The 23,315-nt window shown below is 59.0% G+C and carries 22 protein-coding genes; 12 read left to right on the top strand and 10 right to left on the bottom strand.

What is annotated here, in order from left to right; genetic code table 11:
* Window positions 1–31: 31 nt before the first annotated feature.
* From HMPREF2912_RS11760 to HMPREF2912_RS11745, 4 genes are all read left to right on the top strand, one after another.
* Window positions 32–5,023 (top strand): DEAD/DEAH box helicase, encoded by a 4,992-nt coding sequence (locus HMPREF2912_RS11760; protein WP_070684352.1) that lies wholly within the window; start codon window positions 32–34, stop codon window positions 5,021–5,023.
* Window positions 5,024–5,228: 205 nt separating this feature from the next.
* On the top strand, window positions 5,229–5,681 hold the full coding sequence (locus HMPREF2912_RS11755; RefSeq protein WP_070525225.1) for a Panacea domain-containing protein: 453 nt from the start codon (window positions 5,229–5,231) through the stop codon (window positions 5,679–5,681).
* A gap of 2 nt (window positions 5,682–5,683) precedes the next feature.
* The gene (locus HMPREF2912_RS11750; protein ID WP_070563051.1) at window positions 5,684–6,196 is read left to right on the top strand and encodes a hypothetical protein; all 513 of its coding nucleotides are present in this window, start codon (window positions 5,684–5,686) and stop codon (window positions 6,194–6,196) included.
* Window positions 6,197–6,416: 220 nt separating this feature from the next.
* Window positions 6,417–7,571, top strand: a complete 1,155-nt coding sequence (locus tag HMPREF2912_RS11745; RefSeq protein WP_070563095.1) for a glycoside hydrolase family 25 protein — start codon at window positions 6,417–6,419, stop codon at window positions 7,569–7,571.
* On the opposite strand, the gene HMPREF2912_RS11740 is transcribed toward HMPREF2912_RS11745, so the two are convergent.
* Window positions 7,568–8,410, bottom strand: a complete 843-nt coding sequence (locus HMPREF2912_RS11740; protein WP_070684294.1) for a spermidine synthase — start codon at window positions 8,408–8,410, stop codon at window positions 7,568–7,570. The two genes, HMPREF2912_RS11745 and HMPREF2912_RS11740, sit on opposite strands and share 4 nt — an antisense overlap.
* Before the next feature lie 102 nt (window positions 8,411–8,512).
* Between HMPREF2912_RS11740 and mnmA the strand changes: the two genes are divergently transcribed.
* Window positions 8,513–9,598: a tRNA 2-thiouridine(34) synthase MnmA gene (gene mnmA / locus HMPREF2912_RS11735; RefSeq protein WP_070563057.1), complete on the top strand. Its 1,086-nt coding sequence runs from the start codon at window positions 8,513–8,515 to the stop codon at window positions 9,596–9,598.
* Between the two features lies 1 nt (window position 9,599).
* Here mnmA and HMPREF2912_RS11730 read toward each other — a convergent pair whose 3' ends face one another.
* A complete protein-coding gene (locus HMPREF2912_RS11730) occupies window positions 9,600–9,968 on the bottom strand; it encodes a PH domain-containing protein (RefSeq protein WP_070525234.1) in 369 nt (122 codons plus the stop codon).
* Between the two features lie 105 nt (window positions 9,969–10,073).
* Here HMPREF2912_RS11730 and HMPREF2912_RS11725 point away from each other — a divergent pair, with 105 nt between their 5' ends.
* On the top strand, window positions 10,074–10,982 hold the full coding sequence (locus HMPREF2912_RS11725) for a uroporphyrinogen decarboxylase/cobalamine-independent methonine synthase family protein (RefSeq protein ID WP_070684292.1): 909 nt from the start codon (window positions 10,074–10,076) through the stop codon (window positions 10,980–10,982).
* On the opposite strand, the gene HMPREF2912_RS11720 is transcribed toward HMPREF2912_RS11725, so the two are convergent.
* The 6 genes from HMPREF2912_RS11720 to HMPREF2912_RS11695 all read right to left on the bottom strand — a co-directional run bounded on the left by HMPREF2912_RS11720 (window position 10,979) and on the right by HMPREF2912_RS11695 (window position 15,028).
* Window positions 10,979–12,109 (bottom strand): ATP-binding protein, encoded by a 1,131-nt coding sequence (locus tag HMPREF2912_RS11720; RefSeq protein ID WP_070525238.1) that lies wholly within the window; start codon window positions 12,107–12,109, stop codon window positions 10,979–10,981. The genes HMPREF2912_RS11725 and HMPREF2912_RS11720 overlap by 4 nt on opposite strands.
* Before the next feature lie 108 nt (window positions 12,110–12,217).
* Complete coding sequence (locus HMPREF2912_RS11715; protein WP_070525241.1) at window positions 12,218–12,481, bottom strand: FitA-like ribbon-helix-helix domain-containing protein; 264 nt, start codon at window positions 12,479–12,481, stop codon at window positions 12,218–12,220.
* Window positions 12,482–12,485: 4 nt separating this feature from the next.
* The gene (locus tag HMPREF2912_RS11710; RefSeq protein ID WP_070563058.1) at window positions 12,486–12,770 is read right to left on the bottom strand and encodes a hypothetical protein; all 285 of its coding nucleotides are present in this window, start codon (window positions 12,768–12,770) and stop codon (window positions 12,486–12,488) included.
* 9 nt (window positions 12,771–12,779) lie between these two features.
* Entirely contained in the window at window positions 12,780–13,778 is a 999-nt protein-coding gene (locus HMPREF2912_RS11705) for a serine hydrolase domain-containing protein (RefSeq protein WP_070563061.1), read from the bottom strand.
* The gene (locus tag HMPREF2912_RS11700; protein ID WP_070563064.1) at window positions 13,778–14,293 is read right to left on the bottom strand and encodes an ArsR/SmtB family transcription factor; all 516 of its coding nucleotides are present in this window, start codon (window positions 14,291–14,293) and stop codon (window positions 13,778–13,780) included. Before HMPREF2912_RS11700 ends, HMPREF2912_RS11705 begins: the two co-directional genes overlap by 1 nt.
* Window positions 14,294–14,356: 63 nt before the next feature.
* Complete coding sequence (locus tag HMPREF2912_RS11695; protein ID WP_070563067.1) at window positions 14,357–15,028, bottom strand: 3'-5' exonuclease; 672 nt, start codon at window positions 15,026–15,028, stop codon at window positions 14,357–14,359.
* A gap of 145 nt (window positions 15,029–15,173) precedes the next feature.
* On the opposite strand from HMPREF2912_RS11695, the gene HMPREF2912_RS11690 reads away from it, so the two are divergent.
* The 4 genes from HMPREF2912_RS11690 to HMPREF2912_RS11675 are packed head-to-tail and all read left to right on the top strand — an operon-like array spanning window position 15,174 to window position 20,033.
* A complete protein-coding gene (locus tag HMPREF2912_RS11690) occupies window positions 15,174–16,433 on the top strand; it encodes an ATP-binding protein (RefSeq protein ID WP_070525251.1) in 1,260 nt (419 codons plus the stop codon).
* Between the two features lie 53 nt (window positions 16,434–16,486).
* Entirely contained in the window at window positions 16,487–18,511 is a 2,025-nt protein-coding gene (gene ligA, locus HMPREF2912_RS11685) for an NAD-dependent DNA ligase LigA (protein WP_070684290.1), read from the top strand.
* A complete protein-coding gene (locus HMPREF2912_RS11680; RefSeq protein ID WP_070684288.1) occupies window positions 18,508–19,278 on the top strand; it encodes an HAD family hydrolase in 771 nt (256 codons plus the stop codon). Before ligA ends, HMPREF2912_RS11680 begins: the two co-directional genes overlap by 4 nt.
* Window positions 19,275–20,033: an HAD hydrolase family protein gene (locus HMPREF2912_RS11675; RefSeq protein ID WP_070525254.1), complete on the top strand. Its 759-nt coding sequence runs from the start codon at window positions 19,275–19,277 to the stop codon at window positions 20,031–20,033. Before HMPREF2912_RS11680 ends, HMPREF2912_RS11675 begins: the two co-directional genes overlap by 4 nt.
* Here HMPREF2912_RS11675 and HMPREF2912_RS11670 read toward each other — a convergent pair.
* Entirely contained in the window at window positions 20,030–20,689 is a 660-nt protein-coding gene (locus HMPREF2912_RS11670; RefSeq protein WP_070624924.1) for an ACT domain-containing protein, read from the bottom strand. The two genes, HMPREF2912_RS11675 and HMPREF2912_RS11670, sit on opposite strands and share 4 nt — an antisense overlap.
* A 201-nt stretch (window positions 20,690–20,890) precedes the next feature.
* Between HMPREF2912_RS11670 and gatC the strand changes: the two genes are divergently transcribed.
* On the top strand, window positions 20,891–21,193 hold the full coding sequence (gatC, locus tag HMPREF2912_RS11665; RefSeq protein WP_070525257.1) for an Asp-tRNA(Asn)/Glu-tRNA(Gln) amidotransferase subunit GatC: 303 nt from the start codon (window positions 20,891–20,893) through the stop codon (window positions 21,191–21,193).
* A 2-nt stretch (window positions 21,194–21,195) separates the two neighbouring features.
* A complete protein-coding gene (gene gatA, locus HMPREF2912_RS11660; protein WP_070597056.1) occupies window positions 21,196–22,680 on the top strand; it encodes an Asp-tRNA(Asn)/Glu-tRNA(Gln) amidotransferase subunit GatA in 1,485 nt (494 codons plus the stop codon).
* A gap of 204 nt (window positions 22,681–22,884) precedes the next feature.
* Here gatA and HMPREF2912_RS11655 read toward each other — a convergent pair.
* Window positions 22,885–23,315: HNH endonuclease signature motif containing protein (locus HMPREF2912_RS11655; protein WP_148139424.1), on the bottom strand; the 431-nt coding region annotated here is incomplete at its 5' end.

Raw genomic sequence — 23,315 nt, 5'->3', positions numbered from 1 at the left:
CCTCGTGCACACCTTCGGGCACAATGTTCTCATGTCGAAGTTCTCTGAGGTCCTAGACCAGCTGCGCGAAAACCAACCGAAGGCAAAGTACGGCATTGCCTTTGAGAAGCTGATGGTCAACTATTTCAAGACCGACCCGACCTTAAAGAACCAGTTCGATGAGGTCTGCCGCTGGACGGATTGGCGCTACAACGGCGGCAAGGCTGACACCGGCATCGACTTGGTGGCCCGCCGCGTGGATGACGGCACGTGGACCGCCATCCAGTGCAAGTTCTATGACTCTAAGGCGCGCATTCAGAAGTCCCACCTGGATTCCTTCTTCGAAGCCTCTGGTCATTCCTTCCAAACGGAAGAAGGCCGCCAGCACTTCGGCAGCCGCCTGATTATTTCCACCACGGACCACTGGTCCTCCCATGCAGAAGATGCGCTGGCCAACCAGATCATTCCAACCAGCCGCATTGGCATCTCCGCCATCGCGGAATCACCCATCAACTGGGACGTGGCCTTCCCTGGCTCGGAAGTGCGCGATAAAACCATCCAGATCAACCTCTCCCAGCGCGAGACCTTTGAACCCCGCCCACACCAGCAGGCGGCCATCGACAAAGCCATCGAAGGATTCAAGACCCATGACCGCGGCAAGCTCATCATGGCCTGCGGCACCGGAAAAACCTTCACCGCCCTGCGCCTGGCGGAACGCGTCGCTGAGGACAACGGCGGCAAGGCCCGGATTCTCTTCCTCGTGCCGTCCATCTCCTTGCTCTCCCAAACCTTGAAGGAGTGGACCGCCCAGGGCCGCCTCGACATGCGCGCCTTCGCGGTGTGCTCCGACAGCAAGGTCTCCAAGAAGGCCGAGGACATCGCCGTCTATGACCTTGAGGTCCCAGTTTCCACCGAAGGCAAGGACATCACCACGCGCTTTGAATCCGGCAAGCGCGCCAAGGGCCTCAATATCGTCTTCTCCACCTACCAGTCCATCCAGGCAGTACAAGATGCCCAGCAGGTAGGCCTCGATGATTTCGACCTCGTCATCTGCGATGAAGCCCACCGCACCACCGGCATCACCTTGGCCGGTGAGGACGCCAGCAACTTTGTCCGCGTCCACGATGCCGACTACATCAAGGCAGCCAAGCGCCTCTACATGACAGCCACCCCGCGCCTTTATGACGAAGCCGTCAAGGGCAAGGCCGAAGAGCACTCCGCGGAGCTGGCCTCTATGGATGATGAAGCCATCTACGGACCAGAGTTCTTCCGCCTCGGCTTTGGCGAAGCCGTGGACAAGGGGCTGCTTACTGACTACAAGGTGCTTGTCATGACCGTGGATGAATCCGTGGCCGCCCAAGCCATGGCCCACAGTGAGAACAACCAGGTCAACCTTTCACTCGCCTCCGCCATGATTGGTGCCTGGAACGGCTTGGCCAAGCGCTCCGGTGAATTGCAGGGCAAGAAGGGCGGCTTTGAGGAAGACGCCCAGCCCATGCAGCGCGCCGTGGCCTTTGCCAAGGACATCAAGACCTCCCAGCTCATTGCGGAGACCTACCCATCACTCATCGGTACCCACCAGGAACTGCTCAAAGAAAAAGCAGTGCTTAACGACGTCTCCCTGACCAACGTCGACCTCCACGTTGCCGCCCAGCACGTGGACGGTGGCATGAACGCCATGGAACGAGGCACCAAGCTTTCCTGGCTTGAGGCTCCTTCAGGGGGGGGGGGGCAACAGTCGCGCATGCTCACCAATGCGCGCTGTCTTTCTGAGGGCGTAGACGTCCCGGCGCTGGACGCCGTTATCTTCTTCAACCCCCGCAACTCCATGGTGGACGTGGTCCAGTCCGTCGGCCGTGTCATGCGCAAGTCCGAAGGCAAGGATTACGGCTACATCATCCTGCCCGTGGCCGTTGCCAGCAATGTCTCCCCGGCAAAAGCGCTCGACGATAACCAGCGCTTCAAGGTGGTCTGGCAGATCCTCAACGCGCTGCGCGCCCACGATGACCGCTTCAATGCGAAGATTAATTCCATCGCTCTGAACGGCACGGCGGGTCAAGAAGACCTACCCATCGACGTCGTCCACGTGCCAGGGGATGACGAGAAGAGCGACACTGAGAAGCTCAAGGAAGCGGATGAAACAAAGTCCCCTGAGCCGCTGGCTGATAATTCGACGGTGACCCAGCAGATCGCCCTGTTCTCTCTGGAACAGTGGCAAGAAGCCATCTACACCAAACTGGTGGATAAGGTCGGCACCCGCACCTATTGGGAGGACTGGGCCGACGATGTCGCCACCATCGCGGAGAACCAAATCACCCGCATCAAGGCGCTTCTCAACGGCGCCGATGGCTCCCTCCGCACCGAATTCGACAGCTTCGTGGAAGGCCTGCGCAACAACCTCAACGATGGCATCAGCGAAGAAGACGCCATCTCGATGCTCTCGCAGCATCTCATTACAGCACCGGTCTTCAACGCGCTGTTTGAGAATCATGACTTCATCACCCACAACCCCGTGGCCCAAGTGATGGAGAAGATGGTCAAGGCCGTGTCTAAGGCGAACCTCGATACCGAAACCGAGTCCCTAGAGAAGTTCTACGAGTCCGTCCGCATCCGTGCTTCCGAGGTGAACTCTGCCTCCGGCAAGCAGCAGGTCATCAAGGAGCTTTACGAGCGCTTCTTCCGCAAAGCCTTCAAGAAGCAATCCGAGGCTCTCGGCATCGTTTACACCCCAGTCGAGATTGTCGATTTCATCCTGCGTGCTGCCGACGATGTATCCAAGAAGCACTTTGGCAAGGGATTGACCGATGAGGGAGTGTGCATCCTCGACCCCTTCGCGGGCACCTCTACTTTCACTGTTCGCCTCCTGCAGTCCGGACTCATCAAACCGGAAGACCTCGCCCGCAAGTACGCCAATGAGCTCTTCGCAACCGAGACCATGTTGCTGGCCTATTACGTCTCAGCGGTGAACATTGAGACCACCTACAACGCCCTGCGCGAAGAGGCAGCCCTGCGCAACGGCGAACCTGCACCCGAGTACGTTCCCTTCACCAACATTGCGTTGGCCGATACCTTCCAAATCCACGAGGAAGGCGACATCCCAGACCTCAACATCTTCCGTGAGAACAACGAGACCATTGAGCGCCAGAAGCAAGCACCCATCAACGTTGTGATTGGTAACCCGCCGTACTCCGCAGGGCAGAAGTCCGCGAACGACCTCAACGCAAACCTGAAGTACCCGAGCCTAGATAAGCGGATTGCGGAGACCTACGCTGCAAAGTCCACCGCGACCAATAAGAACTCGCTCTACGACTCCTACCTACGTGCCTTCCGCTGGGCCACCGACCGCATTGGTGCCCAAGGCATCGTTGCGTTCGTTTCTAATGGTGGATGGATTGATGGCAACACCGGCGATGGAGTTCGCTTGTCGATGGCGGAGGATTTCACGGATCTCTATGTGTTTAATCTTCGTGGCAATATGCGTAACTCCAATTGGCGAGCAGAGGGAGGCCAGATTTTTGGGGCGGGATCGCAGACCACGATCGCTGTATTTGTCGGAGTAAAGGACCCGAACAAGACTGGCTTCAACCTGCACTATGTACAGACCCCCGATGGCGCTACCCGTGATGAGAAGCTTGAGATTGTCGAAAACTCGAATGTTGAGTACTTGGATTGGCAGGAGATCGTGCCAAATAAGGAAGGCGACTGGCTGAACCAACGATCAGAGGAGTTTGAAAACTGGCCAGCTATTAGCGTGAAGAATGGTGCCGCGACAAGGATTTTTGAAGTGTACTCTCGTGGTCTTTCTACCGCTCGCGACGCATGGGCTTATGCGCACACCGACGGCCAACTGCTCTCGAAGTTGGGAGTCTTGACTGGTACATACACTGAGGCAACAGCTTTGCTTCATAAATGGTTAGCTGACCAGGGGAACACGAAGCCTAAGGAACAGGACGTAACGGCTTTCCTGCGAGTGCATCCACAATACGCAGATACAACGAAAGCGTCATGGAATCGAACGCTTAAAAATCTCGCAGCCAAAGATACCGAAATTCTCGTGCAGCCTGATCGTGTCTTTGGATCGCTTTATCGTCCGTTTACCAAGCAACGGGCGTATTTCGAACAGTCGCTCAATGACATGACCTACAAGCTTCCAGTCATGTTTCCAACTCCAGAGCACCGAAACATTGGCTTTGTATTGACTGGGTCTGCATCGCATTATGATTTCGGTCTTATCGCAACTGACCTGCTACCAAACTTGCACACCCTGGACACCGGCCAATTCTTCCCCCGCTTCACCTGGGCCGCCGTCGAGGCCGACGACGGTGGGCTGTTCGGTGAGGGAGGCGTCGTTAAGCAAGGCGAAGCCAGCGTCTACGGTTCGATTGGTGAGGTCATCGACGGCTACGTGCGAGTGGACAACATCACTGATGAGATCAAGGCTCTCTATCGTGACGCGCTGGGTGCAGACATTACGGGTGATGACATCTTCCATTTTGTCTACGGCAAGCTGCACGACCCTGACTACCGCACGAAGTACGCGGCTGACCTGAAGAAGATGCTGCCGCATATCGAGACACCGAGTTCGCGTGCGGAGTTCGACAAGTTTGCTGCTGCCGGGCAGGAGCTGATGTCCCTTCACGTCAACTACGAGACCGTGGATCCGTGGCCGTTAGACATTCAGGTCACGGGTGATGAGGCTGACCGGGAGACGTGGCGCGTGCTCAAGATGAAGTGGGCCAAGCGCAAGGATCCGGAGACGGGCAAGAACGTCAATGACGTGACGAAGCTGATCTACAACAAACGCGTGACCATCGCCGGCATTCCGGAAGAAGCCGACGAGTACATGTTGGGCTCGCGCTCAGCAGTCGCCTGGCTGATTGACCGCTACCAGGTCAAGAAGGACAAGGCTTCGGGCATCGTCAACGACCCCAATGACTGGGCCGACGAGGTAGGCAATCCGCGCTACATCGTGGACCTGATTGGGAAAGTCGTGCGCGTGGCCATGGAGACGGTACGGATTGTGGATGGATTGAATTCCAAGTAGTCGGGAGCCAAATTTGTCCGCCAGATGTATGGTTATAAGGAGTCAAGTGGTGTTTGTAAAGCGAGTAGGCTCTTTGCCTATGCCACACTGATGGGGGGACGCACACGAGACTTCTCGTGTATCTGTTGGTGCACGCGCAGTCTGGTGGATAATAGAAAGTGAAGGGTAGAAACATGCACCAGGACAAGGGCGAAAGGAGCTGGATATGGCGCGCGTCAACGATGTAGCTCGTTACATTCTGGAAAACGTTGATTCTAGTGTAAGCACTATGAAGCTCCAGAAGCTCGTTTACTACGCCCAAGCATGGAGTCTCGTGTGGGATGAAAAGCCCTTGTTCAATTCCCGCATAGAGGCATGGGCTAACGGTCCTGTTTGCCGTGACCTTTATAGGTGCCACCGCGGAGAATTCACCGCGAGCACTGACATGTTTCCCGGTGACTCTACTCAGTTAACTGCAGATGAGAAAGACACCATTGATGCAGTCTTAGCTGCTTATGGTCACTTGAACGGTCAGCAGCTGAGCGATTTGTCTCATAATGAACGTCCGTGGCGCGAGGCGCGCGTGGGCGTTGCAGATGGCGCTCCCTCCACGAACGAAGTCAGCCTAGAGGTCATGCAAGACTTTTACAGTGCCATGCAATCCGCGGCTAGCGCATAACGATGGGCAGCGGAAAGCGTAAGAAAAAGAAGCTTGCGCGCCAAAGGAATAACGCTGGTGGAAAGTACGTGCCCCCGCTGGTTGCCACGGCTGACGATAAAAAGGTTCCGGTGAGCGCAACACAAGATGCCTCATATAAGAACGAATTAGTTCGTTGGACGGCTAGGGAGATAGATGAGGTTCCTGGCGATGGTGACGGACGCCGATGGGATTTGAGTGCCAACGAGACAGTGGAACTACTTAAGTTCCTTGATGATCTAACTAAGAAGACTTGGGCAGAGTGTGAAAACGAAGGAGCCCAGGGGCACCGGCGCAACCATGATCACGCAATCAACGAATTGAGTAAAGCTGCGCAGAATCGACTACGACAGCTAGACCAAAATGAAGAACGAGTCTTCCGTTTTAGACTGAGTGGTGCCTGCCGGTTGTGGGGGTTCCGCTCAGGAAGCCTGTTTCGTGTGCTCTGGTATGACCCGGAGCACAAGGTTTATCCGGTCGAAAAGCGACACACATAACTGGAGCGGCTCCAGCCTTCCGATTGCTGACAGCTTTGTTGAAGCCCTTAGTTCTGATGACCGGACCTTTTGGAGGGGCGTCGCCAAGCATTGCCCGTTCCTTTGCTGCACCGGTTTATCGGGACGGCGTTGGTGGCGGTGTTAAAACTGTGGCAAACGAGTTTAAAGTTTCGCGTGTTGCATCTGTTACTCATGTTGTTAAAGCGGTAGTGTGGCGCGCATGAGCCATGCACGTCGCCTTGTTACCGCCGCCGTTACTGCCGTAGCGGCCGTGGCACTGTCCGTATCCACCGCCGTTGCCATCCCGTCCACCGCACCTTCCGGTGTGGATGTCTCCGGCAATAACCACGCGTCCCTTCGCGGAATCGATTGGGACGCAGTGAAGTCTGATGGGCAGTCCTATGCCTTCGTGAAGGCCACTGAAGGCGTTGGGTTTGTTAACAACCACTTCGTACGCGATGCCAATGCCGCTGCGGCTGCTGGTCTGAAGGTCGGCGCTTACCACTACGCGCGCCCGGCTGGTGATGCCAAGCAGCAGGCGGCCAGCTTCGCCTCCCAGATTGCACTGGTGCCGACGCAAACCCTGCCGCCAGTGCTGGACATTGAGGTCGATGAGGGTCTGAGCACAGCTCAGCTGGAGGAGTGGATCGACACCTTCATGACTGAGGTAAAGACCTTAACCGGCCGCACGCCGATGCTGTACACCTACAAGTACTTCTGGATGGGCCAGATGGGCAATTCCACGCGCTTCTCCGAGTATCCGCTGTGGTTGGCGGCCTACCAGGACACCGCGCCGGACCCGGTCGGTGGCTGGGACAAGCTGGCCTTCTGGCAGCGCTCCGGTAGCGGCCGCGTTGCTGGCATCGAAACCGATGTTGACATGAACCTCTTTAACGGTACTGAGGCACAGCTGCAGTCCTTCTCCGGTGGCAATTACATCGACTTCGGCGGCATCTTGGATGACATGGTCATCCCGGGTATTGACCTAGGCGACGACGCCGGCGTGCTGATCGCTGGAATCCTGGCTCTGGCAGCGGGTGCTGTGGCCGTGCCGGCCGTCGCCGATGCCGCCAAGAACGCGGGGCTCGATGTCGATGCGACCGGTCTTATCAAGCAAGCGGAAAAGCTGCTTAACGACGGCGCCATCAGCACTGATGACCTCAAGGACATGGCCAACAATGACGCCAGCATCGGCGATCTAGCCATCTTCCTTGATAACGCGCAGCACCTCCAGGACGTTGACGCCGATAACGTCAGCCAGCAGGACGTGGAGAACGCCGACCGTGCCGCACGCAGCGCTGGTCACGCCGCAGGCGTTGCGGTGCCGAATCTCGACGCCAAGCAGGTGGCGGACCTGCTCAATAACCTGCGCTAATCGCTACCGGGTGACGGGGCGTCGTGGCGCGGATTAGCCCCCTTAAAGAAGCAGCGGGTCCAGGATTCGTCGCGAAAGTGCGCGGGCACCGCACCGGACAGCAGTGGTTTAGAAAGCGCGGCGGCTTGCAGGGAGCCGTCGACAGGCAGCTCGGTGTCTGAGCCGATGAGGATGATGTTGCCGTAGCGCCGGCCTTTGAGCATGGGAGGGTCGGCAATAACGGCGACGTGTGCAAAGACTTCTGCCATTCCGGCGAGTTCTGCCTTCGCCCCTTGCAGGTCGGAGTGGTCACCGCAGTTGGCAACGTAAAGCCCGCCCGGAGTGAGCGTGGCGTGGGCGTGCTGGAAGAACTCTTGGGTGGTGAGAGGCTCCGGCGTGACGGCGCCGGCGAAGACGTCGCGGATGATGACGTCGAAGCGATTCGGAGGGAAGCCTTCCGTCACCGCGCGTGCCTCACCGGCGCGGATTTTCACGCGGGGAGCGGCAGGGATATCGGCCAGCTCGCGGATGAGCTCGGCCAGTTTCGAGTCGAGCTCCACCACCGTGTTATGGGAATCCGGCCACAGGTCTGCGAAGTAGCGGGGGAGAGAACATCCACCGCCGCCCAGGTGGAGCAGGCGCTTGCCAGGCGCTAGGTTTTCTACCGCTGCAGCAATCCAACGCATGTACTCGAATTCGAGGGTACGTGGGTCTTCGGGGATGAGGTGTGAGGAGGGCACGCCGTTGATGTTGAGGATGAAGGCGCCATCGCGGAATGGGTCGGCTTCGATGACGAGCTCGCCGGTGGAAATCTCGTAGGTGCCCGCGATTGAATCTGTCTTGTTGCGCTTCCTGCCCATAATGCCCTTTAGCTTAGGGAATAGAGTGTGAGTTCAGTGTGTTGGGGTATGGGGTACACCACGACTAGCCTAAGTGGACGAAAGAAGGAAGAAGGGGAAAGCATGCGAGTATTGGTAGCCATGTCCGGCGGCGTTGATTCCTCGGTCGCCGCTGCACGCGCGGTGGAGGCGGGCCACGAGGTCATTGGCGTGCACTTGGCCCTGCACAAGGATGCGCAGCAGACCCGTGAGAAGGCGCGCGGTTGCTGCTCCTTGGAGGATTCCGCCGATGCCCGTCGCATCTGCGACAAGCTCGGCATTCCTTTCTACGTGTGGGACTTCTCCGAGGAGTTCAAGGAAGCCGTCATCGGTGATTTCGTGGACTCCTATGCCCGCGGCGAGACCCCGAATCCGTGCCTGCGCTGCAACGAGAAGATCAAGTTCGCAGCCCTGCTCCGTAAGGGCATGGCGCTGGGCTTCGATGCGGTGGCTACGGGCCACTATGCCACTATCGACGCCGACGGCTACATGCGCCGCTCCCTGGATGAGAACAAGGACCAGTCTTATGTGCTGGGTGTTATTACCAAGGAGGAGCTGGACCACTGCTTCTTCCCGATTGGTGATACCCCGAAGCCGCAAATCCGCGAGGAGGCCAAGCGCCATGGTTTCTCCACGGCGGCCAAGCCGGACTCCTATGACATCTGCTTCATCCCGGACGGCAATACCCAGGCCTTCCTGGGGCGTTCCATCGGCCTGCGCCCAGGCATGATCGTGGACACCGAGGGCAACGAACTCAAGGAACACGATGGCGCGTGGAACTACACCATCGGCCAGCGCAAGGGCCTGGACATCAAGACGCCGACTGCCGACGGCTCCCCGCGCTACGTCACCGACATCGACGCGGCCACCGGCACCGTCACCGTCGGGTCGCGCGCAGACCTGGCCGTGACCCGCATCGAGGCCGACCGCCTAAAGTACCTGCACCCAGCGATGGAAGGTGACTTCGACTGCGAGGTGCAGGTGCGAGCCCACGGTTCCGTCGTTCACTGCTACGCTCACGTGGACCGTGAAGCCGACCGCATGACGCTGGACCTGAAGGAGCCTCTTTCCGGTGTGGCTCGTGGCCAGGCTGCCGTGCTCTACCTGCCGAGCCCGGACGAGCTAGGCGATATTGTCCTGGGCTCCGGCACCATCTGCGGGACCGAGTAGTTTAGCGAAGCACACAGTCAGCGATGAGTCGATCGAGTGCCCGAATATCGACTTTGGGCCCGATGTTGATTTTGAAGTGGCCAGCTCGTGTCCAGAGCTCCAGTTCAGCATTTACGTCTAGGAGCTTTCCAGCATTCTCCGTCGACCACATATTAATGGAGGAGTAAGGGAGAGAATAGATTTCGACTTTCTTTCCAGTGAGACCTTGAGAATCTCGGATAATCAATCGGTGGCTAGTGAAGACGGCTGCGTCTCGGACAGTTTTAAATGCGCAAATGGGCTTTTCGTTGGCTGCGAGAACTGACGGAATGTCGCTCGGAATCTCGCAAGGAGAATAGAAGGTCCAGCCAGAAAACTGTTCAAGTGCCACAGGAGTATCCTTTACCTCTTCGACTTAGTGGTTTGTGAATTGCATTATAAATGTCGCCGTAGTCTTTGATTCGGTATTAAAAGAAAAAATTCGGAAGGAGATGAGATGACGGGATTCGCCCTTGGCCCCATGCCCGGTACCTCCATCGCGGAGGCCGCGGACATCATCATGGGGGAGACCGAACTTCCTGCCATCCCGCAGCTGCCCGAGCGTGGGCTGGGCTCCGATGCGGTGGGCCGCACCGCCGGCATGCTGGAGGCCATCTCCATCGACCGAGGCCCGCGCTCGTGGCGCATGACGGCGCGCCCGCAGCTGCTGACCCGCCGCACGTGGGACCGCTTGGAGCGCGACCTCGACGAGGTCCAGGAAGTCTGGGGCGAAACCGTGCCCCGCGTCAAGGTGCAAGCACTCGGCCCGTGGTCGCTTGCGGCCAGCATTGAGCTTTCCGACGGCCACCGCGTTCTCACCGACCGCGGCGCCTTTAACGAGCTCGCGGAGTCACTTCTCTACGGAGTCCGTGTCCACGCCGCGGATGTCGCGCGCCGCTTCCACAGGGAGGTCGCTATCCAGCTCGACGAGCCCCTGCTTGCCGATATCATCGCCGGCCGCGTCCCTGGCACCACAGATTTCGATACCATCCCGGCGGTCCCGGATGAGGTCGCGCTCGACCTCCTACAATCCTTCGAAGCAGACTACCTACACGCCCCACCGCTGTGGTCGCTAGCGCCTGCTGCCACGACCTTCCTCACGGATTTCCGCGGTCTGGAGACCCCGCGTCACCTTGATGGCTTGGGCGAACACCTTAACGCGGGCCACCGGATTGGTCTGGGCATTGAAGGTTCCGATGCCCGCGCGGAGGCTATCGCGTTGGCCCGGCACCTCGACCGCATCGGCATGCCACGCGACCTGCTCGTCGACCGTTTCGACGTCTATCCCGTCAAGGCCTCCGCCAGATCCCTGCGCTCGGCAACCGAGACCGCCGGCATCCTCACTCGCGATGCCGGTGACCTTTAGTCAACTCGCCCCAAGCTATCCGTCGTGGTGAAGTAGGCCTCCATATACGGGATAACGAACTGGAGTTGGCCATGGGCGGTGGGTTCGATGAGGTCGGCGTCGATAAGCCTTTGGCGTGTGGCCGACAAGGAGCGCACCGTCCGGTCCTGGTGCGCGGCGATGTTCTTGATTTCTGCCGTGCCGTCCTCCATGACCGCGCTCATCGCCTCGAGGAAGAGGCGCTGGGCCGGTGGAAGCGAAAGGGTAGCGGGCTGGTGTACCTGGGCGCCCAAAACCGAGATAGCCTCGGCTGACACCGCTGCGACGTCACTCTCCTCGATACTGCTCCCACCCTCGCGCTGCGCCTTTCCCCAAGCCAGTGAGCCCACCAGCTGCACCATGTAGGGGTAGCCGCGCGACAGGCGCACCGCCGCTGCAACCGCATCATCGGTGAACTCGAGCCCGGACTGTGCGGCGGTCTCGGTGAAGGCCACCTCGGCGTTCGCGGGGGAGAGCGGGCCCAGAACGAACTTCTGCGCGCGGCGTAGGAAGGTTACACCCGGCAGGTCCAGCAGGCGGTTGACGCCTTGTGGAAGGCCCGCGGCGACAATAGCGACGTCGAGCTCATCGCGCACCAAGTCTTGGTAGGTCACGGCCAGGGAAGTTAGGTTCTCGGCGTCTGCGTCCTGCACTTCGTCGATGGTGAGCAGCACGCCAGTGCCTTTGAGCATGCCTAAAAGCTCGCGCAGGCGGGTGTTGAGCGTGGGTTTATAGGCTTCCTCGGTGTTGTGCTGGATGCCGATGGTTGCCACACCACCAATGCCGACACGGTTGACCTTGTGCTTGTCCGCCGGGGCCAGCTTGTCCATGATGCGCGGGATGGTGGTGTCAACGAGCTCGTCAACCATGGAGCTGCGTCCCGAGGCTCGCAATGTGATCCACCCGCGACTAGAAGCGATATCTTCTATCTCGTTGAGCAAGACCGTCTTGCCGATACCGCGGGCACCGCTGATGATGAGCGAGCGGCCCGGGCTGCCTGGTTGGGAGTCAAGCGCTGCGCGGAAGGTGTCGAGCACTGCCGTGCGGCCGACCCAGAATAGTGGTGGAACGCCGAAGGTGGGGCGGAAGGGATTCTCGTGCGGGGACATAGCCTCATCCTAGAGCATTGGGAGATTTGGGAGACTTTTTAAACTCGGGAGATTTGGGAGACTTTTCTGAGGGCGGCGACTAGGGAGACCAACGATCTCCTTAGTCTTCTATGTGTCTCGTCCGGCGCGGATTGCGGCGATGACGTCGAAGTCTCCCTTCACATCGATAGGTGCACGCTGGGAGAGTTCGGCCGCCTTTTCTTCGATGGATTTTCTGTTTGCGGTAAATGGGGACGACGCGACCCTGGTGAGGATGTTGCGCACGTAGTCTTCGAGGGAAACACCAGCGGTAGCGGCGCGGTGCTGAAGGGTTGCGATGGTTGTACTGTCTACGTCCTGGATTTCAACGGTGCAGGTAGGGGAGGAGCTCATAGTCCTATCGTACGGGAGCTTCTTGACCAGCGTCTGTGCCGCTAGATGGTTGCACGGCCTGCCAAGCTACCGCGCCGATGTGTAGCGAGCAGGCTGCGACAAGGGCGTACCACCAGCCAAAACTGACCGAGGTATGCCAGGGCATGGCGTAGCCGATGAAGAGTATGGTGAGGATCGTAATCGTCGTGGTGCCAATGCTTTGAGCAATGGAATGGGGCTTTCTCAGGGCCTTCCATGCGGCCCAAAGCTCCGAAGCGGTGATGACTGCGAGCGCTACGGTGAGGAACATGGTTACTCCTTAAGATGCGAGCTCGTCGAATAGAGCTTGGGCAAGGTCTTCGGTGCCGGCAAGGGAATCGTTGTTGGCGAAGGCGGCGCGCTTGGTCTCTGGTTCGATGATGAGCATGGTCGAGTAACCGTAGGTGCCGCCGTTGTGCCAGTACCCAGCATTGTCCTTGCTGGGAGGCTGCCAGCCGTAGTCGATATCGCCGTTCTTCATAAACCACTCAGCGAATTTGGCCATGTCACTCGCCGTGGAGCGGATCGCCCCCGCGGGTGCGGAGCCTTCCATCTCCCAGGGTTCAGCATGGCGGCCGGTGGCGGTAAGTCCCCGTGGAGCGTCGGCAGGCACAGAGCCCGGCGTCATGAGGTAGGTCTCTGTCATGCCAGCTGGCTCGAAGATGCGCTCCTTGAGCATCTGCTCATAAGGCTGCCCGGCGGCGGTCTCTAAAATATGACCCAAGAGCCCGTAGCCAAGGTTGGAATAGGATTCTTCGCCGCGGTCCTTTAGCTCGGCCTTCGTGGCAGCGTCCACGATGTCCTCTACGGTCTCACCTTCATAGGGATTCGAACCGGTGATCGTTGAGGCGAAAAAGCTGAGGACGTTCGCTTTGGCGACGGCGGGTAGTCCAGAGGTGTGGTCGAGCAGCTCCCTTACGGTGACGTCAGCGACGGGTGCATCGCCGACGTCAAGGACCTCGCCCACAGTGGTGTCAGTTCTCAGCTTTCCCTCTTCGACGAGCTGGTGGGCCAGCTCGCCGGTAAACATCTTGGTGACGGAACCAATTTCGACCTCCGTGTGCTCGTCGCTGCCCAGTCCTGCGAAGGTGGCCTTGCCGTCCTGGAGGGTAAAGGCGGTGAGGTTGTGGAAGCCGGACTCTGAGTGCTGTTCCAGCTGGGTGGCTAGGTTTTCGTCGCCAGTCTTGTCTTGTGCCAGCGTAATTCTCTGTGGGCCTGCGACAAGCAGGACGGCGGCAACGGCAGTAGCAGTGATGACGGCTAAGACAATTTTGCGCATTAATGGTCCTCGCTTGCGGTGATAATGGTGAGCAGGGGAATAACGCGGGGCGGGCGGATGGAGTATTCGCCGCCAGACTTCGTGGTCCAGCCCGCATGAGTTAGAGCGCTCAAGTGGTGGTAAGCGGTGCCGGTGGAGGAGACGATGTTTTCTTCGACAAGCTCGGCGGCGGTGGCGGGTGCGGCGAGGAGGCGGCGGAGGATTTCGCCGCGGACGGGATGAGCCAGCGCGGAGAGACGCTCGAGGTTCTCCGCCCAGCTCTCATCGGTAACGAACGTGGTGGGGCGCTGCCATTGGTAGGCGTACGAGCGCTTGCCGACGTTTATGTTGCCGCCAAAGATGACGGAACCGTCGGGAAGCTGCTCGTTGGGTGCGAGGGCGTCGACCAGCCAGTAGGTCGAGTCTTCTTCAGTGGTGGTGGGTGTAGGTCTGGCGTCGGCAGTGTTCGTGCGCCCCTCGAGCGCGGCGACGCGCGCTTCAAGCTCGGCGAGGCGTGCTTCGACTGTTGTGTCCATGGAATCTAGAATTCCAGAAATCTAGAAACCTGGCAAGGCTTAGTTGAGGATTGGGTACTGGAGTTAAGAAATCATCGGCCACGCGGTGGAGACATCCGAGGCATCCCGACCGCGTCCTTCCAGGTACTTCTTGAAGGACTCGCGGTCCTTGTACCACTCGACGGCCTGGTATTCCATGAGCTCGTTGGTGTCCATCTGTGCTAGCTCGGGGAAGTGCTGGCGCACCTGCTTCCAAGCGACGCGGGCGGCCGCGAGGGCGTCGGCAGTAGCCTCATGCGCGTTGCTCAGCTCCACGCCGTAGTGGGCAGAGACCTCCTCCAGGGTGCGCTTGCCCTTGCGCCACTTGTCCTTCACCCGGTCGATGACGAAAGGATCGAATACTGGGCCGTTCACCGTGAAGTCCCCGGTCAGCGCGCGCAGTACAGAGAGATCGTAGGCGGCGTTGTAGACAATGAGCGTAAGACCTTCCTCCCAGGCCTGGTAGATGGCATCGACCGTCTCCTTGAGGACTTCGTCGTGCGGGCGACCCTCCGCGCGGGCCTTCTCAGTAGTGATGCCGTGGATCTTGGCGGCCTCCTCGGGGATCTCCACTCCGGGGTCAGCGAGCATTTCCCGCTTATCTACCTCGCGCCCGTCGATACGAACCAGGGCAGAGGTGACGATGCGGGCTTCTTTGGGCTTTACGGAGGTGGTCTCGAGGTCGAAGGAGAGCATACGGGTGGCGTCGAAGTTCATGGACAACACTCTAGCGCCCGGCTCGGACATGCACTGTGGAAGTCCTGCAGAATGACGGATATAGAACTGCAGAATGACGATCAATATCTTGCAGAATGACGGACAAAGCCTTGCAGAATGACCAACTGCAGGTAGAGTGCTATTTATGGAACGGTATATTAGACGCGGTATGGAAGGTTTTGCCCGAGAAGCATTGACCTTCTCACCCGTTGTCCACGTCACGGGCGCACGGCAGGTTGGCAAGTCGACGTTGACAAGGCATCTCGGCCTTGAACGTGCTGTGTATGTAACGCTGGATGATCCCGCTGCTCTCTCACTAGCGGAAGAGGATCCGATGACCTTTGTGCAGCAAGGTGGTGACGCAACGCTGATTATTGATGAAATTCAGCGGCTTCCCGAGCTCACACTGCCGTTAAAAGCCGAGGTGGATAGGAACCGCCGGCCAGGTCGATTTATCATTACTGGTTCATCAGATTTTGCTCGGGGAGTGGGTAAGAAGGATTCCCTTGCAGGAAGAATTATTGATCTCCATTTGCACCCACTGAGCCAACAAGAAATTTGTGAAACCGTCAGTGACGGCGCCTTTGTAGATAGGCTCGATGAGCTCGTCGAATTGCCTGTGCGTTCTGTTCCTACGGAACAAGTAGATCGAGCTGGCTTGGTGGACAAAGTGCTGAAGGGCGGCTATCCGGTTGCATTAGAGCTGCAAGATCGGATGCGCCGAGCTTGGTTCGAGTCTTATGTTTCACATGTGACGGTGATTGAAGAAACCCTATCCCGGGAAAGCGCACAGCCGGGAAGGTTGCAATCGTTGTTGCGACTACTCGCAGCACATCAGGCGGGGGAGTTAGTTCCGGCGAAGCTCGCACGTGAAGCGGAAATCCCAGCGTCCACTGTCCGCTCCTACCTCGATACATTGTCAAGGCTGTTTCTTTCCTCACAGGTGAAAGCGTGGAAATCAAATCTGACGTCGCGAGAAATATCCAAGCCCAAAAGTTGGGTCACTGATTCCGGTCTGGCTTCCTGGTTAGCGGGGCAAACTCGAGACATGCTCATGAATCCGCTGGTGCAGTCGCATCTAGGGCATTTAGTGGAAGGGTTTGTCCTTCAGGAACTTTCTGCCCAGCAGGGTTGGGCTGAAAGTCAGCATCAGCTGCTCCACTGGCGTGATAGTGCCGGGATGGAAGCGGATGTTGTCATCGAATTCGCGGACAATAGCATCGCTGCGCTTGAGGTTAAATCCGGTGCGACAGTCAAGGCAGGACAGGTTCGGCATTTGCGTGCACTGAGCGAGAAACTAGGGCCCCGTTTCCGTGGAGGATTTGTCTTGGCTCCGATTCCCTATGTGCAGCCCTTGGGAGACAAACTTTGTGCGCTACCGATGTCATATTTGTGGCGTGGATAGGACGTTTGGCCAGGAACATGCTGTGTCCGGCAGCCCCGCTACACTAGTGACTCGTGAGTGATGCAGTAGATATCCAACGCGAATGGTCCGAGCTTGCCCAGGAAGTGCGCAAGCACCGCGAGCTGTACTACAACGGCGAGCCGGCGATCCCGGATGCGGACTTTGACGCCCTTTTCCAGCGCTTGCTGGCGCTGGAAGCGGAACACCCGGAGCTTCAAACTCCGGATTCGCCTACCCAGCAGGTGGGCGCTGCCCCGGAGGGCGCCGTTGACATCGAGCACCTGGAACGCCTGTACAGTTTGGACAACGTTTTTAGCGCTGACGAGTTGCAGGACTGGCTGGACCGCACCCCGGCAAAGGCCTATCTCACCGAGCTCAAGATTGACGGTTTGTCCATCGATTTGGTCTATCGTGACGGCAAGCTTGCCACGGCCGCCACGCGTGGTGATGGTCGCGTGGGTGAGGACATCACTGCTAATGCGCGTGTTATTCCCGATATCCCACGTGAGCTGACGGGCAGCGAAGAATACCCGGTTCCCTCCCTGGTAGAGGTCCGCGGCGAGGTGTACATGCGCCCGGATGAATTTGAGGAAATTAACTCCGCACGCCGCGAGGATGGTAAGCCCACCTTTGCCAACCCCCGCAACGCGGCCGCGGGCGGACTGCGCATGAAGGACCCGGAGGACGTCAAGAAGCGCCGGCTCCACATGGTCTGCCACGGCATCGGCGCGCGCGAAGGATTCCAACCAGCCTCGCAACACGACGCCTACCAGGCCTTGGAGGCATGGGGATTCCCGGTGTCGCCTTATACCCAGCGGGTCACCACCACCAAGGAGGTTCAAGAGCGCGTGACCTACTGGGAGGAACACCGCCACGATGCTTACTTCGAGATGGACGGTCTCGTCATCAAGGTCGACGACCTGGCCAGCCAGCGCTCCTTAGGAGCGACTTCACGTGCGCCACGTTGGGCCATCGCGTATAAGTACCCACCGGAGGAGGTCACCACCAAGCTTCTTAACATTGAGGTCGGTGTCGGTCGAACGGGGCGCGTGACGCCTTTCGCCATCATGGAACCAGTCTTTGTCTCCGGCTCGACGGTTTCCATGGCCACCCTGCACAACCAGTTCGAGGTCAAGAACAAGAACGTCCTCATCGGGGACACCATTGTCATCCGCAAGGCCGGAGAGATCATCCCTGAGGTTCTCGGCCCCGTCCTAGACAAGCGCGATGGCAGTGAGACCGATTGGGTCTTCCCGGAGAACTGCCCTGCATGCGGCACGAAGCTGGCACCGCAGAAGGAAGGCGACCAGGACTGGCGCTGCCCGAATACCCGCAGCTGCCCAGCGCAGCTGGCGGCGCGTCTGGAGTATTTGGCCTCCCGCAAGGCGCTTGACATTGGTGAGCTGGGGGAGAAGGCGGCGGCGGACTTGATTTCTTCCGGAGTGCTCGTGGACGAGGCAGAACTCTTTGATCTCGATGAAGAAGCACTCCTTAAATCCTCGGTCTACACCACCCAGAAGGGCGCGCTCAACGCCTCGGGCAAGAAGCTGCTGGAGAACCTCAAGACCGCCCGTCAGGCTGAGTTCTGGCGAGTGCTCGTAGCGCTGTCCATCCGCCACGTTGGCCCCATTGCCGCGCGTGCGTTAGCCACGCGGTTCGGCTCCATGGAGGCGCTGCGCGCGGCATCGGTGGAGGAGCTGGCGGATACTCATGGCGTGGGTGGCATCATCGCGGAATCCTTTAAGCAATGGTTCGAGGTGGACTGGCACGACAACATCGTGCAGAAGTGGACCGCCGCCGGGGTGACCATGGAGGAAGAATCCAGCGATAAGCCCGCGCAAACGCTGGAGGGAATCACCGTGGTGGTGACCGGAACCCTAGAGAACTACAGTCGCGATTCCGCTAAGGAGGCCATCATCTCCCGTGGCGGCAAGGCCTCCGGGTCGGTGTCGAAGAAGACCAACTATGTCGTCGTCGGAGAAAACGCCGGTTCAAAGGAACAGAAGGCCCGCGACCTTGGCTTGACCATCTTGGATGAGGAAGGCTTCAACCGCCTCCTTGAAACGGGCGAGGCATGAAGTTAGCCGCCTTCGACCTGGACGGCACTATCTACTTTGATGGCCACATGCCCGAAGACGTGCCGGAGGCGATTGCCGGTTGGCGCGCTGCGGGCAACCTTGCTGTCGTGGCCACGGGCAAGTCTCCTCATTCTGCTCGGCGTGCACTAGAGCCTTTTGGCGTTGACTTTGACTACTACCTGCTCTGCAACGGCACCGTCATCATGGATGGCTCTTATGAGTTGCTCTACGAAAACCATGTACCGCCCGAGGTGGTTCGTGCCGTGTATGAGCGGGTGCATGACACACCAAAGCTCGACCTCTATTGCACACGTTTGACAGGCCCGGACGGCTACCTCGTGCGCAACGTGGCGGGCGTGCACAACCCCATCATCAGTGAGCCCGTGCCGGTCCCGCCGTCACGCATTGAGGAAGAGGTCTTCCCGCTTGTTGCCGCCTGGACCCCGGGCAACCCAGACCTGCAGAGGAAGATCGCGCAGTGGGTCACGGACCGCTTTCCGGTAGGTACCGCGATGAACCGCAACTTCTTCGACATCATGCCGCCCGGTCACGACAAGGGCTTTGCCTTGACTTGGCTGCTTCGTCACCTGGAAGTTGAGCGCTCTGACATTGAGCTCATCACCTTCGGGGACGGGCACAATGACCTGCCCATGCATGCGCTTGCCGACGTCTCCCGCACCTTCCCCTGGGCACAACCCGACATCCACAAGGCGTGCACCGCGGTGGTGGACTCAGCCGTTGAAGGTCTAATACACTACGGTTCATGAAGATTGCGGCTTTAGACATGGATGGCACTGTTTACGTCAACGAAGACATAACAGAGGCCACACAAAAAGCCATCGCTGAGTGGCGTGCCGCAGGCAACTTGGCCGTCTCCGCGACGGGCAAGTCCATCGCCAATGCGCGCAACACACTCGAACCCTTCGGCGTGGAGCTGGACTACCACGTGCTCTACAACGGGACAGTCATCACCGGCGGCGACTATTCCATCCTGCACGAGGAGCATCTGCCGAGTGAGGTTGTGCAGTCCATTGTCGCTCGTTTCACCGGCCTGCCGTTGAATATCTACCTCACAGGCTTGTCTGGAGCCGACCAGGTAGCGTGGGATGGCCTCGCAGGACGCGAGTCCTCCATGGTGGCGAATACGGAAGTGGTGGATCCGGGGGACGTCGCCAAGCGCAGCACTGTGTTGTTGTCCCTGTGGATCCCTGGCAACCCTGAGCTGCGCCGCGAGGTGGACGAGTGGGTCCGCGAGAATTGTGCCGTCGAATCATCCTTTAACTGCGATTTCTACGACATCATGCCACCTGGCCATAACAAGGGTGAGGGCTTGACGCGGTTGCTTGATCATCTCGGCCACGAAAAAGCTGAACTCTACACCTTCGGCGATAGCTTCAATGATCTCTCGATGCACTCCATCGCCACCGAGTCCTTCACGTTCCCGGGAACGCAGATCACCGAAGAGGTGGACCACGTGGTCCCCGATGTCGCCGCGGGACTCAACTCGTTGCTTGCCCGCTAAGTAAGAAACGCACCCAAGATGGCACCCAAGTCACCCAAGTGCTCAACTTCGGAGGCGAGGTAATCGGGTCCACCAACGCGGCCCATCACCACCACGTAGTTCGTTCCCACGAGGGGAGCAGCGGCCAGCGCGGATTCGATGAGCGTCCAGGATTCCGGGATCCATGTGTCCTTCTCGGGATTGAGCACGCGAGCCGTTGTGATGTTGAGGTCGGTGGGGATCGAGCCGTCGTCGGCAGGCGCGGCGTCTGAGGCGGCGATGCGGCTGATCTTCTCGTCGTTCGCAATAACAACGGCCCAATTGGACGTCAGCGCCTTGGGGATGGCGGCGCAGACTTCGCTCATTGCGGCCGTCACGTTGCGTTGTGCGGCAACCTTGGCCAGCACGTGGATTTGCCCGCGGCGGTCGACGCGACCGCTGAAGGGGCGAATGGAGTCGACCTCGACTCCTTCCACTGTCTGTGCTGCCGTGATGATCTCATCCGCCATGGTGGACTGGGGGAGATCCAAGACGATGTCATCCATGACCGTACCGTCTGGGAAATTCTCCACAATGTCGACGGAGCGGATATTTGCCTCGATGCTGCCCATCGCGTTGGCAAGGAGGCCAAGGCTGCCGGGGGTGTCAGGGAGAAGGACACGGACGAGGTACGACATATCGTTCTTTCTGGGGAAGGTGAATAAGTAGGGAGGGGATATTTGGCTTTCTAACTCGATCGATGTTACCCAACCTGTCGAATACTATTCAATAGTATGAGCTTCACTTAGGGGAGGAGTGGTGGTGGCGCGGCAACAGCTGTGCAGTACCATGGGTGCTTAGCTATCAACCGTCTCAATGAATAAAAGGATGGAGTTCGCGTGTCTGATATTTCGCGTGACGAGGTCGCGCACTTGGCAAAGCTGTCGCGATTGGCCCTGAGCGAGGAAGAACTGAAGCAGTTCGCCGCGCAGATCGACGAAATCGTGGACTCGGTGTCCGCGGTGGGCAAGGTCGAGGCTGAAGGTGTGGAGCCAATGTCGCACCCGCACTCCGTACATGCTCCAATGCGTGAGGACGTTATTGTGCGCACCCTCACCGCCGAGCAGGCCCTGGACCAAGCGCCGGCAGCTGAAGATGACCGCTTCATGGTTCCGCAGATTCTGGGTGGAGGAGACGAATAAGAATGGCACAATTCATTGCGCCCACCGAGGGCATTACCGCACTGACCGCCGCCGAGCTGGCTGAGAAGATTCACTCCCGTGAGCTCACCTCCCGCGAAGTTACTCAGGCATTCTTGGATCGCATCGCGGAGACCGATGGCGAGCTCAACGCCTTCCTCCATGTTGGCGCGGAGGAAGCACTGGCGGCTGCCGACGCCGTCGATAAGTCCCTCGACGCCGGCGAAGAACCCGCCTCTGCCTTGGCTGGCGTGCCGCTGGCGCTCAAGGATCTGCTCGTTACTACCGACGCCCCCACGACCGCCGCCTCCAAAATGCTGGAGGGCTGGGTGTCACCTTATGACGCCACGCTGGTGACCAAGCTGCGCGAGGCAGGTATCCCGATTCTGGGTAAGACGAACCTCGATGAGTTCGCAATGGGTTCCTCCAATGAGAACTCCGCCTACGGTCCAGCCCACAACCCCTACGACACAGAGCGCACTCCGGGCGGCTCCGGCGGCGGCACTGCTGCGGCTCTTGCCTCGGGCCAGGCCCCGCTGGGTATCGGTACTGACACTGGTGGCTCGATCCGCCAGCCTGCTGCACTGACCAACACCGTTGGTGTCAAGCCGACGTACGGCACGGTGTCGCGTTACGGCCTCATCGCAGCTGCAAGCTCTCTGGACCAGGCAGGTCCGACTGCCCGCACGGTTCTGGATACCGCACTGCTGCACGAAATCATTGCTGGACACGATTCTTTTGATGCCACCTCCGTGGATAAGCCGGTTGCCCCGGTAGTCGCCGCCGCTAAGGAAGGCGCCAATGGCGACCTTTCCGGCGTCAAGGTTGGCCTGATCAAGCAATTCGAGCGCGACGGCTGGCAGCCGGGCGTGATGGAGGCCTACCACGCTGCGGTTGAGCAGTTGAAGAACCAGGGCGCGGAGATCGTCGAGGTTGACTGCCCGCACTTCGACGATGCACTAGCTGCGTACTACCTCATCATGCCGTGTGAGGTCTCCTCCAACCTGGCCCGCTTCGACGGCATGCGCTACGGCCTGCGTGTGGGCGATGACGGAACCCACTCCGCGGAAGAGGTTATGTCTCTGTCCCGCGCTGCTGGCTTTGGTCCTGAGGTTAAGCGCCGCATCATGCTGGGTACCTACGCGCTATCCGTCGGATATTACGACGCCTACTACCTTCAAGCACAGCGTGTGCGCACCCTCATTGCACAGGACTTTGAGCGCGCTTTCGAACAGGTCGATGTCCTTGTTTCCCCGACCACGCCGACCACGGCCTTCAAGCTGGGGGAGAAGGTTGAGGATCCGATGGAGATGTACAACTTCGACCTCTGCACCCTGCCGCTGAACCTTGCCGGCGTGTGCGGCATGTCTGTACCCTCCGGCTTGGCGTCTGACACCAATCTGCCGACCGGCCTGCAGATCATGGCTCCGGCGTTCAAGGATGACCGCCTGTACAAGGTTGGTGCCGCCTACGAAGCAGGGCGCAAGTAGCGCACAGAACTGCACCTTGTAGTGCTCCTCAGCCGGTGACCTTTCACGGAAACGTGGGAGGCCGCCGGTCTTCGTCGTTTTATTCGACGGTGGATGTGTTCTTGGCTTCTTGTCCTTTCGGTTGTTTGGAGTGGTGTCGTCGTTTGATTCGACGAGGGCTAGGCCCCTGTTCTTCGTCATCGTCGTCGTTTGAATCGACGGGGTTTAGAAGGGGATGTCCTCGCCGTTGTCAGTGTCGGTGTTGGTCTGGGTTTCGGCTTTAGCTTTGGCTTGTTGTTGTGCGTAGTCGTCGAGTTCTTGTTTGAGGTGTTGGGCTTCTTCGCGCACACGTTTCCTGGTGGCGGTGATGTGTTGGGCGACTGTTTGCGCCCACCGTTTTTGTTTTGGTGCCAGGGGTCCTTCTGCTTCGTTGATGGTCCAGGTACCGTCAGCGAAAAGCCAGATAACATCCCCACTGTAGGGGTCCAGCAGGTATTTTAAGGTGCCATCGGTTTTCATATTGTGGTGTCCTTGGCATAAGCATGCCAGGTTCTTCGGATGGGTTGGCCCGCCTTCAGCCCAGTTGTGCCGGTGGTCAAGCTGGGTAAGAAAGGCTGGCTCTTCACACCCGCCGACCCGGCAGGTCCCGTCGCGGC

Source organism: Corynebacterium sp. HMSC056E09 (assembly GCF_001813425.1).
GTDB lineage: Bacteria > Actinomycetota > Actinomycetes > Mycobacteriales > Mycobacteriaceae > Corynebacterium > Corynebacterium hesseae.
This window is presented reverse-complemented; position numbering and strand designations above follow the sequence as displayed.